Source organism: Flavobacterium sp. TN-1 (assembly GCF_052828645.1).
In genome coordinates this window covers 2,235,536-2,251,731 of sequence record NZ_CM128253.1, presented here as the reverse complement: position 1 = coordinate 2,251,731, position 16,196 = coordinate 2,235,536, and the positions used below count along the sequence as shown (strand labels likewise).

Sequence of the window (16,196 nt, the reverse complement as noted above, 5' to 3'; positions counted from 1 at the left end):
TAATCCAATATTTTTTAAGTTTAAATGGTATAATCCTAACATTTTAAGAAACTTTAATCAAAAAAAATGCCCTAAAAGCATGACCTCTACATAAATATAGACGATTACCTTTAGGGCGTATAATATAGATTTCTAATTATTTTAAATTTTATATTCTATTCATTAGAAAATATCTTTTGCTACAATACCTATCAAACCAATGATCTCTTTACTAACAAATATTAAAATCTAATTAAAAACCACAATTACTCAAAATTATTTATTTTAATGATATTTCTACTTGAATATTACCTCTAGTTGCATTAGAATAAGGACAGATTTGGTGTGTTTTAGCTAATAAATCTTCAGCCACTTCTCTTTCTACTCCTTCTATTTGAGCAACTAAATTTACGCTTAAATCAAAACCCCCATTTTCATTAGCACCAATGCCTACTTCAGCTGTTATACTAGTGCTTCCTAATTTAATTTTTAAATTACGAGCAACTAAATTTAACGCACTATCAAAACACGCCGCATAACCTGCCGCAAATAATTGTTCTGGATTTGTAAAAGCACCTCCTTTTCCTCCTAATTCTTTTGGAATTTCTACTTTAAAATCTAAAACACCGTCTTCAGATTTTACACTACCTTCTCTTCCTCCTGTTGCAGTTACTTTTGTAGAATATAATGTTTTCATTTTTTATTAATCTATTAACGTTACTAATTCATTCATAGGTTTTCGTACCTTTTTAAGATTTACTAACCAATCATTAGGCACATTCTTGTATCCCAAAGGAAGAATTAATGTCCTTCTTAAATTCTTCACTCTTAAATCAAGTATCTTATCTAACTCATCACGATCAAAACCCTCCATAGGCGTACTATCTATCCCCTCATACTCAGCCTGTGTCATAGCTGACATAAGAGCTATATAAGTCTGTTTTGCAGCATGATTATAGTTTTCTTCTGGGTCTTGGTCTGGATAAAATGATAAAAGTTTTTGGCGATACGCTTCCCATCCTTCATTTTTAATTCCTCTTATTTCATTAGTCAAATCAAACATGTGATTGATCCTTTCTGTTGTATAATTATCCCAAGCCGCAAAAACTAACAAATGAAAGCAATCAGTAACCTGCGACTGATTCCATGCTATTTTCCTAATTTCTGCTTTAACATCTGGATTTGTAATTACAAAAACTTCAAAAGGTTGTAATCCACTAGAAGTTGGAGTCAATCTAATAGCCTCCAAAATGTTTTCTATCTTTTCGTTTGGAATCGTTTCTCCCGTCATTGCTTTACAAGCATAACGATTATTCAATAATTCTAAAAAATCCATTTTATTTATTTTAATGTAATCTATTATTTTTATTATTCTATTTTTGTAAGTATCTATTACTTCTTAATACTATACCAAGCCATATTATATGCGTTTTCTAACACTTCTTCATCAAAAAAAAGTTCGCCCGTTTGCTGTTTTGCAACCAAAAAGGAAAGCGGATTTATAGCAAATCCATAGATCAAATAAAGAGAACAATCTTTAATGATTCCTTCTTCTTGCCCTCGTTTACATAAATCCATAAACTTTTGCAAATACGAAATCCCCTTACTACGTGTTTCCTCATTAATCATAGGCGTAATATCACACAACGATTGAAAAAGAGCTTCTTTAATATGAGTACGTTTATAATTAGCTATACCATTCCAGATTACTCTAAACCCCTCTTCTACCGACATTCCTTCCTCGTAATCTGCAAAAATACAATGGCTAATCTCCTCTTTTAAATGGAGATAAAGCTTATTTATAAGATCTTGCTTATTTTCAAAATAAATATAAATAGTAGCTGGTGCTACATTTGCTTTTTGTGCAATTTTTGACACTGAAGAAGCATGAAAACCATTATTATTTACTAATTCTAAAGTTGCCTCTAATATAGCCTTCTCTTTATCTTTTAATTCAGCTCTCATCTCTACTACTCTTTTGTGATGACAAATATACATAAAAAGAATGAACGTTCGTTTTTTTTATTCTTTTTTTAAAAAAAGAAATACTTTTTTATTTTTCTATCCTCCCCTATATCATTCTATCAAATACTGACTTACTACAAACCTCTCTAATAAAAACAAAACACTAAAAATCTCTTCCTTCAAATCCCTCCTTATTCATTAAAAACAAAAAAAGCACACTTTTACCAGACCTAAAATCATTTTATCTGTACAAAATCATCTTTACACTATTTAAATAAAAAAGTCTTATCACTTTAAAATCTTATATTTTTGTACGGATTTTCCGTAATTATTAATTAAATCATTTTTATACCTTGGCTTCATGAATCAACAAAAGAATATCTAATGAAAAAAAATCACAAAACCCTTATATCCTTACACAATACACAACTCATTCCTTATTATTTTTAGGAATACCCTCTAAAATCAATTATTTTTATTAAACATAATTAAAATCATATCTATTCAACATTTAATCATATAAATACTAAATAGAAACATTTATCGTTAAAATAATATCTTTATTTCAATACTAATTTTATATACGAAATATAAAAACATAACTTTTTAAATCATAGTTAAACCTTCTTACCAAACAAACTAATAAAATGAAAATTAAACTTTTAACTCTTACCCTAATAGCAACACTCTTTTCTTGTAATAAAGAAAACGAAATAGCAAGTTTAAAGACTGAAGAACCAATTGACTTTAAACAAAAAATGAGAGAATTTGTAATCGGTATCAGCAAATACTCTAAAGCAATTAATTCTGATTTTTATATAATTCCTCAGAACGGTATCGAATTAGTTTCAACAACTGGAAATGATTTAGGAAATCCTCACGATTCTTACCTTGATGCTATTGATGCTAATGGACAAGAAGACCTGTTTTATAGCTCTGAAAATGACAATCAAGCAACTCCTAGCAATCGAACAGAATATTTAAAAAAATTACTTAATATATCTAAAAATTCAGGAAATAAAATTCTAGTGATTGATTTTTGTTCAAACAATACTGATATTTCTGATTCTTATTTACAAAACAATAACAACAATTACACCTCTTTTGCCACAACCGAAATAGGATTAAACTCCATCCCCCCCCTACCCAATCCTATAAATCAAGAAAATGACACAAATATTAACAACATCAATAACATCAAAAATTTCTTATATATCATAAACCCTACTCAATACAAATCTAAAACTGATTTTATTGCAGCCGTAAATAAAACAAACTATGATTTAATAATAATGGATCTATTTTTTAAAGGAGTCCCTTTTACCTCTACCGAAATAAATCAACTTAAAAACAAAGAAAACGGAGGACGAAGACTCGTTATCTCATATATGTCAATTGGAGAAGCCGAAAGTTATCGTTATTACTGGCAAACCAATTGGTTTGCCAACAAACCTTCCTGGTTAGATGAAGAAAATCCTGATTGGAAAGGTAACTTTAAAGTAAAATATTGGGATGAAAAATGGCAAAGCATTATTTATGGAAACAATAATTCTTATCTAAAAAAAATACTAGATGCTAACTTTGACGGAGTCTATTTAGACATAATTGATGCTTTTGACTATTATACTAATTAAAAAAATTACTTCCGCTAACAGCTAAGGTTTCGTTGCGTACAGAGCACGAACAATGAAACCTCTGTTGAACGAAACCGTTGAGATTCCATGCACTATGGGAATACCGAAGTGAAAATTTAAGAATATACAAGAGGCATTTACGCCTCTTTTTTTGAAGTGTAATAGTTATTTTATTTTGGTTTTTATACCATCTAAACTTTGAAATTTCCTCATAATACTATTTTTTAAACCCTGAGACTACCCAAAAAGTTCACAATCTTGTCATTTCGACCAAAGGGAGAAATCACATAATGTTGACTATCAGAATCCTCCTTACACAGAAATGGCAAACTGTATTAATTATATACTCAATCCTTTGTTCTAGTTTAGTGATTACAATTTATTGTTCCTGCTCTACACGCAACGAAACCTTAGCTGTTGGCGGTAGTACCTTATTATAATTTGCTGATTTCTTCTTTGGTTAAACCTGTTGCCTGCGTAATTATTTCTACTGAAACACCTAATCTTTTTAAGGATTTAGCCGTTTCAATCTTTCCTTTTATTTCTCCTTTTATTTCTCCTTCAATTAATCCTTCCATCTTTCCATCGTCGAAAGCAGTGTCGATAACGCCTTTTAGATCTCGGTAAACTTTAAGGCTGCTCTCGTATTTGTCTAAATCTAATTGCCCGAAATTTGCCAATTCTGCTTTTTCAAAGGCTTGGGTAAATACTTCGTCTTTGAAAATTGTGGGAATATTTTGAAAATCTTCCAAGTTTTTGATGAAATATAACCATTTGTCTAAACGGGAGTTTAAGTCGATTTCCTGTTTGTTAAAATTGGGCATTTCTAAGTAGATATAGGTCAGTTTATCGTAAAATACTTTTCCGTTTTGGTTTTTTAGTTTGATGGTATGTACTACTTCGCTTCTTTCGGGTTCTGTTTCGTAATCGTCGAAGGTGAAATCTAAAACACCTACGCAATAAACCGCTTTCAAATTATAGTTCCATTCGCCTTTTTCGGCTTGTTCTCTAATGGGAAATGTGGAGTAATAGATGGTTCTTTCTTTGAAGTAGTTTTGCTTGGCTTTTTGGAGTTCTACGATGAATTTTTCGCCTTTTTCGTTTTCGCAATAGATGTCGTAGATGGCTTTTCTGTCGAGGTCACTCTGCCCGAGTTGCTCGGTGTTTTTAAAAGAAAGTTCTTTGATCTGGTCATATTCTGGCAACAAGGCATTGAGGAAGTCGATAAGTAGGTTTTTACTGGCTTCTTCCCCAAATATCTTCTTAAACCCAAAATCCGTAAAGGGATTGATGTATTTTGCCTTCATGTTCTCAACTTGTTTTCTTTGTCAAATTTACAAAAAATAATCTTTGATGTTAAATCGATAAATCAAATGCTTTATCCTCACAATCAACTGAATTTTTTTTTAACCTTTTTCTTAACTAATTTCTACTTATTTGTTACATCATTTTGATAGATAAATATTTCCGTCTCTGTTTTGTTAATTTGATCAGTAAGTTATGAGTGGTATTGTGTAAATACTTCTTTTATAGTATATTCAAAATAATTAATAGATTAGGTTATAATAAATATAGGTAAGTTTATTTTGTCAAGTTAATTTATTTCCCGATACAGAAATTTAAAAGTGTTTATTTATAAGGGTTAATAAGTTTTTAGTTTTAAAAACGTAGCAAAATAATAAAATTTAAAGCAAAATAAAGTAAACTAAAATCAAGAAGTGTAGCTATAAGTTGTAAGCCTTTTATCTCCTGATTTAATTAAAATATCATTTTCAAAACCCCATTTCAAGTCTCTGCTGGCTGTAGCTTCACTAATTTCTTTGAAGTGTAACAGATAATCTTTTCTACTAAACGAATTAGATTTTATTATTTCTTTAAAGAGGTTAATTCTGTCTACAGTTGTTAGGCTATTATTTTGCGTTTTAAGGAGGTTTTCTAATGCTTGTAGTATAATGTTTAGCATGAACTCAATAAACGGTGTAGAGCTTCCTATTTTATCTGATTTGGATAAAACAGCATAATATTCTGTTTGGTTGTCTTTAATTAAGGCTTCAACTGGTAAATACTCAAAAACGGGATATTGTTGCATTAGTAACAATGTTTGCCATAATCTTCCCATTCTTCCATTACCATCAATAAACGGATGTATAAATTCAAATTCATAGTGAAACACACAACTTTTAATTAAAATCAAGTCGGCATCTTTGTTGAGGTATTCAAACAAATCCTTCATCAGTCCATTAACCATATTTCCACTTGGAGCAATATGCTCGACTTTAGAACCTTTTACAATCCCAACATTAGTTGTTCTTAATTTACCAGCTTGTTCAATCAAGCCTTCCATTAATATTTGATGTGCTTTTTCTAGGTCTTTTAATTTTAATGGATTAAATGTTCTGAGTTGGTCGTATACTTTTATAGCATTTTGTACTTCTAAAATGTCCTTTTGAGGTGCTAAAACTCTTTTGTTTTCTAATAGGGCTGTTATTTGTTCTTCTGTGAGGGTATTGCCCTCTATTTCTAAAGAAGACTGAATAGTTTTTATGCGGTTCCTTTTTCTTAACTCTGTTGCAGGCTTATATAAATGGGTTGCATTAATTTCTCCAATTCGTTCTGAAATGGTAGTAATTAATTTTAAAATTTCATTTGTAATTTGATAAGGCGGCTTATACATGATAGTATCATTTGATAGTATCAAAGGTAGGAGGAAATTGATTAATAAACAACTAACTAATTCTTTTTTATTTATTGTTAGTTGGACATATATTTATTTGTAAGATTAAATTTTCATTATATCAAGTGGATTATTGAAGTTATTAAATGATCTTAAATATTTATTTATCATTTATATTTTTCATCCATTCAAGCATGTTAGCTTGATTTCTAATCATTTCATTATAAGTTATCATATTTATTCTGCCATTAGGTGTTTTCTTTACATCTTTTAAATGCCTATAAGTTGCCCACATAGCATTTTTTATTGCATCATCATCTCCTGAATTAATTCTAGCTGTAAAATCCTCAATTACTAGGTATAAATTGTGTTCCATTTCATATCTCGTTCTAGGTGGAGGCATGCCATATTTATTTTTACTCATCTTTTCCTTTTGGAATAAATTCATCTGTATTAAAATTTACACTCATAGCCATTGTTCTAACCATTTCAGATATTGTATCTAAATTTACTCTCTTATTAGAAGAGTATCTAACTTTTGATAAGTCTTTTGTACTTTTTCTTGTCTCTTCTGAAAAAAAAATTCTCCCGTTCATAATATTTTCTCCCAAAATATTAATTTCTCTTTCGAAACCAACTCTAGAATCTCGACCGCTCTTTCTACTCTCAAACATAACGATCATTAATTATTTCATCTATTAACTCAATATTATTTTCATCAACTCTATGTGATATTGCGTTATTAAGCGCATGTCTCAAAATATAATAATATCTTCCAGTAAAATCTTGCTCATTATAAAAACTCCTTGCTAAATATTTATCAGATTTAACTACCTCTAATTTTTGTAGAGGATCACAATATTCATCAATTAGTACAATTAACTTTTTACAAAATTTTTCATCTAGTATTGACTCTTCGTTTAATTCATCTATTTCGTATTGAATTAAGTTTAAAAAATCTTCCTCTAAGTAGACTTCTCCTGATGCAGCTATATGTTTAGGAATAGAACCTTGAATTTTTAAAAGTAAGCTATCAAATCCTTTTTCATTTAAAACAACAGCTAGATTAAATAAATTTTTCTTTATAGTAAAATGATTAATTTCAGAAATCTCGTCAATTAATTCAGGATTTTGACTTAAAAAATCAATAATTAAATTAGGGGTGTTATTTCCAATTTCTTTCAAAATTTCACTACACATTTCGGTAGAATGCTCAGGTTTGTTAGATGCACAAGTATGTATTAAATTCTTTATTATAGATGAATTATACATTGCCAATTTTTTCAAAACTTCAGACGTTTTGTCTTTTATGTAATTATCAGGATGATTTAAATGCCAAATAATAAAGTTGACTATTAAATCATTCGTGTTTTGATTGTCAAAATCATTGTTTAACCATGAATATTTTTGTTTTACTTCATCATTAGGTCTAACTATATAATGAAAATGATTATTTACACTTTCGTATATTTCTGAAATCTGAGAGCAATCTAATTTTCCTTCTAAAAACCAAATTAATTCTTTACATATAACCCAATATTCATCATCAAATTTTAGAATATTTTCTTTCAAGTTATTCATTACCGATTTGTCATTTTCTAGAAGTAATTTAATATTGTCTTTAGCTTTATCCGTAGCAGTTGACCAATTATTAAACCAAATACTTTTTCTTTCTTTTTCAAAAATTCCTAATCCTTCTTTTAAAAAGTCTCCCTTATTCGTTAAACCGTTTTTCTTAACTGAATCGTTAAATAAATCAAATACATCTTTCTCTTTAGTGATGCCTGTATTTAATGAATCTTTATTTTCAATATCTTCATTTGGCCCCCAATTTATATTGTGTTCTAATAAAAATTCCTGAACCCTTTTTACATTCGATACGGTTAAAGATTTTCCCATTTCAATAAGCAAACTTCTTCTGTCATCATTTTCTATAAAAGGGGAAGCCACTAAAACAGATATACTTTTGCAAACTGAATCAATATTACCATCATTAAAATTTTCAATCTCATTTAAAGCATTTGCAATCTCCTCTGCATAATCTCTTATGTATCTAAATATATCATCATTTACCGTGAAAATTTCACATAAAGCCCACTTAAAATAGGGATTTATATTTTCATTCTCTAACACATTTAAAATGCCATTTTGTTCAGTAATGTTTCGTGCTCCTAAAGAATATCCATCTCCAATTCTTGGAGCATCAAAATTGCTTATCTCCGCATTTCTTATCAATATTTTTGGATTGGGTAAAACTTCAAATTTATAGTATTCTAATGCTTCGTTTAGCCTATCATTAATCATTAAAGAGCTAATAAAACTTTCTTTGTTGTTTTTGACATATCTCTGAAAAGTCATTTCGCCAGAAGCATAATCTAAAAGAGATGCAAAATTTTGGATAATATTATTACTTGGTTCGGATTTTAATATTCTTAAGGTTGTATTGATAGGAGTAAGTTGAGATTCCTTATACCAACTTGGTCCCATAGAAGTATTTAACATTTCTTGAAAAATAACATCTGACTTTTCTCCAAATCCTAATATCCCATATATTTCATTTATTTTTAATAGTTCATCTGTTCTTTCCCATCTATTTTGAACACCACTTAGAATATGTTCTTCCCATAACTCTGCAAATAGTAATATCTTTGTTTTATCATATTCAATTAATATTAACGATTTAATAATTTCATGCAAAGTCTTACGGTAACCTTCACTATACAACCCTAACTGATTAGTAGATTTAATTCTTAAAGATTCTAAAAATATTTCTAGTCTCTCATTGTCAAACTCATAACATAAATTAATTAATCTTGAGTATATCGATGGAAAAACCTGTTCTGGTAATTGATAAGATCTTTCCCAATGGCTCCTGTAGTCAAAAGTAAAATCTATACTTTTAATTATTTCTTCAAGTTTTGTTTTAATAAAAGTTGATTTTTCAGTTAGCTGATTAGACGATTTATAATTGTATGCTTTCCCTTCTAAAAAATGAATTTCTTCAATTAACTTGATTAAATCATTTTCCCAACTGCTGTGGTACCAAAATTTATGAGAGACTTTTAGACTGTCAGCACTATCTAAAAAACCTAAACAGTTCTGTTTTAAACATAAATTCTCATAGTTTAAATATTCAAAGTCAACACCATTAATGTTTCTGATTGAGGTTTCAAATTCTAATTTTAAAAACTCCTCACATACTTTTACTAATAAGTCTGGTCTAGTCGAGTCTTTAAATATTGAATTAATTAAAAAAACTATATTTTGTATATCTTTTTCAAATCCATACTTCTCGATAATAAGTTCTATATCCTTGATTAAGAGTTCTTCACTTTCATTTTTTTCAAAGTAATTAGTATTGTATGCTTTTAAAATCTTAGAATAGAAGTATCTAGTCTTAGTTAGAATTGGAAGCCACTTTTCATCTAATTGAAGTCCATTTTCCTCGGAAATTTTTTCAACGCTTAAATATTTATTTGAAATTCTAAGAAGATAGGCATTATTCCAACCAGCACAAACCTCTCTAACTTCATCAATTAAACTATCCATTTCTTCATTTCCGTTTTTCAACTTCGATAAGTACCTTTGATAGTTCATAAATTTCAAGAAACCATCTTTAAAATTTTCAAATACAGAAAGTGTTAGAAATTGAGATTTGTATATAAAGAGTGCTGGATTAATTCCTTTTCCAGATTTGATTTGTGTTTCTAAAGTTCTTCGATGACGAGAATCAACTGCTCTCAATAAGGTTTGTGCTTCTCCAAATGCTTCTTTTTCATAAAATAATTGTAAAAACAATAATGCGTCATCATTACTAATTAATAACTCATTGCTTCGTACTATATATTTTAAAGCATCACGAAATTTTCCGTTAGCAATTAATGATAAAGCAATTTGATGAGCATATTCTACAAAAACACTATTATACCTGAAATCAATTCTTTGAAGCAACAATAGTAGTCTAATTACCTCTGTTGTTTTTTCTAGCTCAATGGATAATTGAATGATACTTTTAATATCATAAATTATCAAGTCTGGTTCAATATGATTGATAGTTAGTTTATCTGCCCAATCTTGATTACAATTGATAATTGCTTTTTCAGGATTATTTGATAATGAATAATGGTAAAGATTATTAGTTATAGAATATCTGTCATTTGGATGGTCTTCGCAGAATTTTACAATCAAGTCATTTCCATCTTTTATCAATAAAGGAATTTTGTTTAAAATGAATTCTTTAAACGAGTTATGATAGATTTCAAGAAACTCATCGTCTTTTATAAGGTAACTTATCTTAGGGAAAACTGAATAAAAATTACTTTTTATTTCTGGTGAAAGCATTTCCAAAAACTCAGTTTTTTCAACAGCTTGTCTTAGTTGAGATAGGATTAAACAAATCCACAACTTATTTTTATCGTCATAAATTTTATCCCAAATTGTATTATAATAGTTTATAATATCCCCACTGATTGCAGGTATATTTTCAATCCATTGATTTAATTCATCTGTATCATCGCTGATATCAGATAATTTTATGAAATCTATCAAATAATTTAAATATAAGGGATGACCTTCTGATTTTAAAGCAATTTTTTGAATGCTTTCAAAGTCAATTTTGTCATCAAGATTTCGCTGAATATAAAATTCACATTGGCTAGTGTCAAGCGGACTAACTAAAACACTCTGATTTTTATTAAGATTGTTTTTAATTTCACTGGGCAGAATTTCCTTTGAAGTACATGAAAGTATTACTTTGATATTAATTGGAATATTGAAAGGTATAATACCCAAGAAATCTTCCAAATTATTTATTTCATCTAATCCATCAATAAAAAACACTCCAACTTTATCAATACTTTCAAGATAATGTCCTAATTCTATTAACTGATAGCTTAGTACTTCAACACGTTTATTGAAGGTTTCATTGCTTCTTGGTGCTATATTTCCTGTTATGGTTATTGAAATTGTTTCTTCTAACCAATTTAAAAAATATTCTTTTGAAACCCTTAGACTTTTTGGCTTGTCATCATTTGGTACTTTTGTAAAATATTTACCTAAAATCAAACACTCTTCAGAAACGTACGAAGCAACATTTAAAGTTTTTCCTGTTCCTGGATTTCCCTCTAATAATATCCAATTACCAGTTTCTTTAATACTTTCATCTAGTAGATTTAACACATTATAATTTGAAACAATATTCTTTATATCCTCTCCAAATTGTTTTGGAATTTCATTTATTGATTCTTCTGTTTGAACAAAAACATTTTCATTTTTTAACAAATCGATTATCTTATTTAAAGAAACTGCTCCAATTTTATCGTCCAATTGTTTTAAAACAACGCCTATAACTTTTCCATCTGATACTACAGCTGAGCCTGAAAGACCTTCATAATTATAATTTGCATCTATTTCATTACAACTCAATGTAAAATCATATTTTTCATTATCGATTAGCTGATTAATAGCCCCATACAATCTTAATCCTTCTTGCTCTCCTTGGTATGGAAAACCGTAAGTTTCCCAATTTTCATTTATTCTGATGGATGATTGAAATAATGGTAGATAGTCATGATTTTCAAATTGAGAACTTAATAAACAAATATCGTTATCTTCATCAATTGAATGTACTTGACATTTTTGAATAGAACCATCATTTAGTACTATTTGTATAGAATCATCAATAATAACTTCATCTAAAATTATATGATAAGCAGTTAATATTAAATTTTTGGTAATGAAAAAGCCAGTTCCTTGCTCATTCTTGTAAATGATTTTTACTGTTGAAAGTTGTATCTGTTGAGGGTTTATGATTCTATTCATTTCCTAAAAATTAAATTCTATTGGCTTTTCATCTAAGGTTTCAATAATTTTGAAATTATATTTTTCCATCATCTTTTCATCTTTAAAATCATTTAGAATTTCTAATGGATAATTAAAATATAGATTCCTTGTAAATTCTGAAGGGCGAGAAATTATTCTTGCAATCGTTTCTTTATCTGGGTGATTATGAATTAAACCATTTGTAGAGAAAATATATTTTTCTGAATCGATTAGATTGAGAAGTTCAGGACTTGTGTTACTCTTACTGCCATGATGGGCAATTTTAATTAAATCAAATTTTACTGGAAATTCATCATCTTTATAATATTTCTTTAAATTCTGGACAATTATCGATGGATGTGAATCTGCTAAAAAAAGAAATTTATGTTTTTTATTTTCTAATATAAATGCTATTGAACTTCCATTTGTTGCTGTATCATCTTCAATAAAACTATCCTTTACTAAATCATCAATAATGATTGATGAAGATGAGGAAACATTTTTTTTTGCTAACCGCTTTTTTTCTTTTTCTAATGATAATATATACTCAAAAGCATCTTCATTAAAATCATCCAAATTTTCATCAGATGAAAACCCTTTCTTGTATAACTCCCTTTTCCAATATTTTTTCAGTTCTTTGAGTTTATCATTATTTGGGGAAAGAATTTTAAAAGTTATATCATTACTTATTACTTCCATTTCGGAATCAGTAGATACTAAATGGTTTTTAAACTGTGTATTCCAATTATAATTGTGTTTTTTTAATAAGGAAGCTAAAGTTGAGCCTTGAACAGCTGATATATTTTTATTAGTTGTATCATTTTCTTCTTTTAAAACATAATTTATAGTTAACTCTGATAAAGGTTTGCCTTTAAATTCAAGACTATCATCGATATCTTTTATTTGATTATATGAATTATGCCAAATAAAATCTATATTAATAAGCTCATAAGTTTTGTTTTCTTCTATGAATTTTATTATTCCCGAAATATGGTCATTATCAATATGAGTAATTATTGTATGAGATAATGATTTGCCGTTTTTCTTTAATTCAATGACTTTTGGCTTTATGTATTTTTTATAAGTATCAACATAACCTCCATCAATTAAAAGTGTTGATGCTTCTGTTTCTAAAAGAAAAGAATCACCATTTAATGCAGGGAATACAGTTAGTTTCATAATTAAATTTATAAAATTATTCCAATTGTGGTTGCTTTATTTTTAAAAAGGCTTTATTTAAGGCTTTGCGCGGTTCTAGTAACATACATTTAAGGCTAATTGTGTCAATTCAAACATAAGGAAAAAAAGTGACGATGAAAACAAATCTAATCAAATAAAAATGGTTACGATTACGGAAAACCGCAACGGAACTATGAAAAAAAAGTGTATGGGGTAGGGTATTGCTTGATTTTTTTTAAACAGTCTGCTAAGGAGGGGTGTGGGAATGTTATTTTAAAAAAGTGAGGGGAGTAAAAAACAATATGGGACGTTATTTTACCCCAAAGCAAAATAATGTGGGGTAATACGTTACTTTTTGATTTATGCTGTTGTTTTGCTGTTCTTTTTAATTTCCTTTAGTTTAGTGGTAATGACACTAAAAATACCTACAAACACTAAAAATACTATGATTTTAAGGAGTAAAGCAAGGAAATAGTTGGATGGGTAGATGTCTAAATCACTATACATGGTCCAGGAACTAGGGAGGTAATCACGATGGAAAATAGTGATACTAATCACCATTCTTTCAATAGATAAGATCAAGAAAATGCTACTTACTAATCGGGTAAAAACATTTTTTTGAACGATTGGGAATCGTAACAATTGGGTTAGGAATACCCATAATAAGGGTTGTGTCCAAAATGCTACCCAATATTTGCCAAACATTCTGTTTAAAAGTGCGGTTTTGTCTTCTGGGGTTAAAATAGTTAGTTCTACAATTAATCCCGTTATCCATACTAGTAAATACACAATTCCTGCAAAGGAAATAAAGGCAGTGGCTTTGTTATCTACTTTTTTGAGGACTGGATTTTTAGTAAAAATCGATACGAATAAATAGAGAAAAGTATATAATCCAAAAGCTGTAAAAAAATCGATTTGGATTAATTGTAATGTAAAAATTATGTTTTCGGTCATGGGGGGAATTTCATTTTGTTTTTACAATAGGATTATTGGACATTACCTATATCAATTTATAAGTAACTTCTCTACTATTTGCAACATTACTTTCCGATACAGAAATTGTTTCCACACATTTTTAGGGGTGTTTTATAAAAGTAGTATCCCAATTAGTAAATATCACAGATTATTTTTTCGTTCAAATTTAATTCTTTTAGACTGTTCCATAGCTTCTTTAAAAACAATTTCAAAAGGTAATTCCATTTGTCTTTTTCTCATTTTACGAATAACAAACATTGCTTTTTTCCTATCTTCTAACCATTCTTTAGTAAAAATAATAACTTTATAATTTTTAATCATATAATTAGCTTATAACATTTCTCCCAACCAAATTCTTTATTTTCAAATTTTATTAAATTCAATCCTTTTGGAAAATCCCAACCAAAAATATCTTCACAATATTTAGATTTTTCAATATAAAAATTTTCTTTCTTTGGAAGTTCTAAATCAATTTTTTCCAAAATGTTTTTAGAAATTTATGTATCAATAAATTGATTAATTGTTCCAAACTACAAAACACATAAATCAATCCTAAATCTGTGTAACAACCGAAAAACACATCCTTTAAATTTCTAATTTGTATTGTATATATTTTAACTGAACAAATTAATTTATTCATAAAATTACTCTCCTTTTATATTTTCACTTTCCCAATCCAATATCAATTTTGGATAATTTTGATCTTCTCCAAATTTTAGTATTTCGTTTTCAACTCTATATCCAATGTACAAAATATCCTTTTCTAAATCTACTACTATTATAAAATTTGTATTTCCACAATTGTGTTGTTCACAACCCGAAGCATCAAACATATTATTTTCAACTGTAATACCGCCTTCCACTCTCCAAGTAGTCTTCATATAGTTATACCTTTCGTTTCCAATTAAATCAACTATTCTTTTCTTTAAAGTAGGATTACTCAATAACTTTACTTCATAAGTGTATTTTCCATTGTATTTTTTAAGAAATCCCAAATTAGTATTAGTAGTATTTTTTTTCGGAACAACTTTGTTTATCGTTTCTTTCTGTACTACTTCTTCCTTTATAACAGTTTTTAAATAGTTTAAATCCAAAGGAGAGTAATAATCTATTTTCCTACTGTTATCTTCATCTAAATATTCTATTGTAAAAAATGTGTATCCTTTCTCTTTTATTGTTTTAAAAACAGAATTATTTAACTTTCTACTACTAATATCCAACCTCCTATTTCTTATGTTTTGATAATCTTTACCATTATTCAAAATGTTAAAAATTAAAGTTTCTAAAAAAGCATTTTTCCCATTATATTCAGATAGTAAAACAACATTAACTCTTTCTTCATCATCGTGATTTTCATTGTTTTCTCCAATATAGTAATACTCTTTCAAAACAGAGGTTTTATACTCAATTTCTCCATCTTTTCCATCAGTATATGTTACAAATTGTTTTCTCAATACAGCGGTACTATCATTTGTAAATTTAGATTTAGGAATACTCCTTAATAAATCCTTCTTATCAATTACAATAGAATCCTTTACAAAATTATAGTCAAAATTTTCAACATTAGGAGTATTTTTTTGTTCATTATTCCTTTTCAATAATAGATAATCACTAATAAGTTTAGAATTTTTAGGAGTCATACCAATACTTAAAAATTGTTGTTCTTTAAATTCTCTACTACCTCCTAATCTATCAATACTATTTAAAATTTCATTCTGTAATGTTACGTTAGAACATAAACTTCGTACTGCACTCTCAATTTCTAAAGGTGTTTTATAACCTAATCTTTGGGCAGATACAATTATCCAACTTTTAAGAGAACCACTACCAAAATAGGCATTTACGATAGCATTTCTACAAAAGTCATTTCTTACTTCTTTACTTAAAATTTGTCCATTTAAACTGTTAAAAAACAGAATAACCACCAATACAATACCTAATTTTGTTTTCATATTTACTATTTTTGATAA

Annotated in this window: 14 protein-coding genes; 1 reads left to right on the top strand and 13 read right to left on the bottom strand. The window is 28.2% G+C overall.

Going from position 1 to position 16,196, the window contains the following annotated elements:
* Positions 1-259 precede the first annotated feature (259 nt).
* Genes ACUXZJ_RS09920 through ACUXZJ_RS09910 form a run of 3 tightly spaced genes read right to left on the bottom strand, consistent with a single transcriptional unit; the run spans position 260 to position 1,944 of the window.
* Complete coding sequence (locus ACUXZJ_RS09920) at positions 260-676, bottom strand: organic hydroperoxide resistance protein (protein WP_063744002.1); 417 nt, start codon at positions 674-676, stop codon at positions 260-262.
* 6 nt (positions 677-682) lie between these two features.
* Positions 683-1,315, bottom strand: coding sequence for an NAD(P)H-dependent oxidoreductase (locus ACUXZJ_RS09915; protein WP_446194860.1), 633 nt, complete (start codon positions 1,313-1,315; stop codon positions 683-685).
* Positions 1,316-1,371: 56 nt separating this feature from the next.
* Positions 1,372-1,944: a TetR/AcrR family transcriptional regulator gene (locus ACUXZJ_RS09910; RefSeq protein WP_063744004.1), complete on the bottom strand. Its 573-nt coding sequence runs from the start codon at positions 1,942-1,944 to the stop codon at positions 1,372-1,374.
* 647 nt (positions 1,945-2,591) lie between these two features.
* On the opposite strand from ACUXZJ_RS09910, the gene ACUXZJ_RS09905 reads away from it, so the two are divergent.
* Positions 2,592-3,578 (top strand): endo alpha-1,4 polygalactosaminidase, encoded by a 987-nt coding sequence (locus ACUXZJ_RS09905; protein ID WP_060381967.1) that lies wholly within the window; start codon positions 2,592-2,594, stop codon positions 3,576-3,578.
* A 434-nt stretch (positions 3,579-4,012) separates the two neighbouring features.
* Here ACUXZJ_RS09905 and ACUXZJ_RS09900 read toward each other — a convergent pair whose 3' ends face one another.
* The 10 genes from ACUXZJ_RS09900 to ACUXZJ_RS09855 form a co-directional block, all read right to left on the bottom strand.
* Entirely contained in the window at positions 4,013-4,885 is an 873-nt protein-coding gene (locus ACUXZJ_RS09900; protein ID WP_063744005.1) for an Rpn family recombination-promoting nuclease/putative transposase, read from the bottom strand.
* 404 nt (positions 4,886-5,289) lie between these two features.
* Positions 5,290-6,252, bottom strand: coding sequence for a Fic family protein (locus tag ACUXZJ_RS09895; protein ID WP_201030576.1), 963 nt, complete (start codon positions 6,250-6,252; stop codon positions 5,290-5,292).
* 160 nt (positions 6,253-6,412) lie between these two features.
* The gene (locus ACUXZJ_RS09890; RefSeq protein WP_145915603.1) at positions 6,413-6,655 is read right to left on the bottom strand and encodes a hypothetical protein; all 243 of its coding nucleotides are present in this window, start codon (positions 6,653-6,655) and stop codon (positions 6,413-6,415) included.
* Positions 6,656-6,668: 13 nt separating this feature from the next.
* Positions 6,669-6,848, bottom strand: a complete 180-nt coding sequence (locus ACUXZJ_RS09885) for a hypothetical protein (protein WP_446194858.1) — start codon at positions 6,846-6,848, stop codon at positions 6,669-6,671.
* A gap of 70 nt (positions 6,849-6,918) precedes the next feature.
* Positions 6,919-12,072 (bottom strand): S1 family peptidase, encoded by a 5,154-nt coding sequence (locus ACUXZJ_RS09880; protein WP_446194856.1) that lies wholly within the window; start codon positions 12,070-12,072, stop codon positions 6,919-6,921.
* A gap of 3 nt (positions 12,073-12,075) precedes the next feature.
* Positions 12,076-13,251 carry an AVAST type 1 anti-phage system MBL fold metallo-hydrolase Avs1a gene (avs1a, locus tag ACUXZJ_RS09875; protein ID WP_063744011.1) on the bottom strand — a complete coding sequence of 392 codons (1,176 nt, stop codon included), beginning with the start codon at positions 13,249-13,251 and terminating at the stop codon, positions 12,076-12,078.
* A gap of 360 nt (positions 13,252-13,611) precedes the next feature.
* Positions 13,612-14,205: a hypothetical protein gene (locus ACUXZJ_RS09870; RefSeq protein ID WP_063744012.1), complete on the bottom strand. Its 594-nt coding sequence runs from the start codon at positions 14,203-14,205 to the stop codon at positions 13,612-13,614.
* Positions 14,206-14,367: 162 nt separating this feature from the next.
* Complete coding sequence (locus ACUXZJ_RS09865; RefSeq protein ID WP_446194853.1) at positions 14,368-14,547, bottom strand: hypothetical protein; 180 nt, start codon at positions 14,545-14,547, stop codon at positions 14,368-14,370.
* Positions 14,544-14,708 (bottom strand): hypothetical protein, encoded by a 165-nt coding sequence (locus tag ACUXZJ_RS09860; RefSeq protein ID WP_446194851.1) that lies wholly within the window; start codon positions 14,706-14,708, stop codon positions 14,544-14,546. The genes ACUXZJ_RS09865 and ACUXZJ_RS09860 overlap by 4 nt, the downstream gene beginning before the upstream one ends.
* 162 nt (positions 14,709-14,870) lie before the next feature.
* Complete coding sequence (locus ACUXZJ_RS09855; RefSeq protein ID WP_446194849.1) at positions 14,871-16,178, bottom strand: hypothetical protein; 1,308 nt, start codon at positions 16,176-16,178, stop codon at positions 14,871-14,873.
* Between the last annotated feature and the right edge of the window lie 18 nt (positions 16,179-16,196).

Coding starts and splice junctions, on each gene's coding strand:
- ACUXZJ_RS09920 (WP_063744002.1), bottom strand. CDS start 676: ATGAAAACATTATATTCTACAAAAGTAACTGCAACAGGAGGAAGAGAA.
- ACUXZJ_RS09915 (WP_446194860.1), bottom strand. CDS start 1,315: ATGGATTTTTTAGAATTATTGAATAATCGTTATGCTTGTAAAGCAATG.
- ACUXZJ_RS09910 (WP_063744004.1), bottom strand. CDS start 1,944: ATGAGAGCTGAATTAAAAGATAAAGAGAAGGCTATATTAGAGGCAACT.
- ACUXZJ_RS09905 (WP_060381967.1), top strand. CDS start 2,592: ATGAAAATTAAACTTTTAACTCTTACCCTAATAGCAACACTCTTTTCT.
- ACUXZJ_RS09900 (WP_063744005.1), bottom strand. CDS start 4,885: ATGAAGGCAAAATACATCAATCCCTTTACGGATTTTGGGTTTAAGAAG.
- ACUXZJ_RS09895 (WP_201030576.1), bottom strand. CDS start 6,252: ATGTATAAGCCGCCTTATCAAATTACAAATGAAATTTTAAAATTAATT.
- ACUXZJ_RS09890 (WP_145915603.1), bottom strand. CDS start 6,655: ATGCCTCCACCTAGAACGAGATATGAAATGGAACACAATTTATACCTA.
- ACUXZJ_RS09885 (WP_446194858.1), bottom strand. CDS start 6,848: ATGAACGGGAGAATTTTTTTTTCAGAAGAGACAAGAAAAAGTACAAAA.
- ACUXZJ_RS09880 (WP_446194856.1), bottom strand. CDS start 12,072: ATGAATAGAATCATAAACCCTCAACAGATACAACTTTCAACAGTAAAA.
- avs1a (WP_063744011.1), bottom strand. CDS start 13,251: ATGAAACTAACTGTATTCCCTGCATTAAATGGTGATTCTTTTCTTTTA.
- ACUXZJ_RS09870 (WP_063744012.1), bottom strand. CDS start 14,205: ATGACCGAAAACATAATTTTTACATTACAATTAATCCAAATCGATTTT.
- ACUXZJ_RS09865 (WP_446194853.1), bottom strand. CDS start 14,547: ATGATTAAAAATTATAAAGTTATTATTTTTACTAAAGAATGGTTAGAA.
- ACUXZJ_RS09855 (WP_446194849.1), bottom strand. CDS start 16,178: ATGAAAACAAAATTAGGTATTGTATTGGTGGTTATTCTGTTTTTTAAC.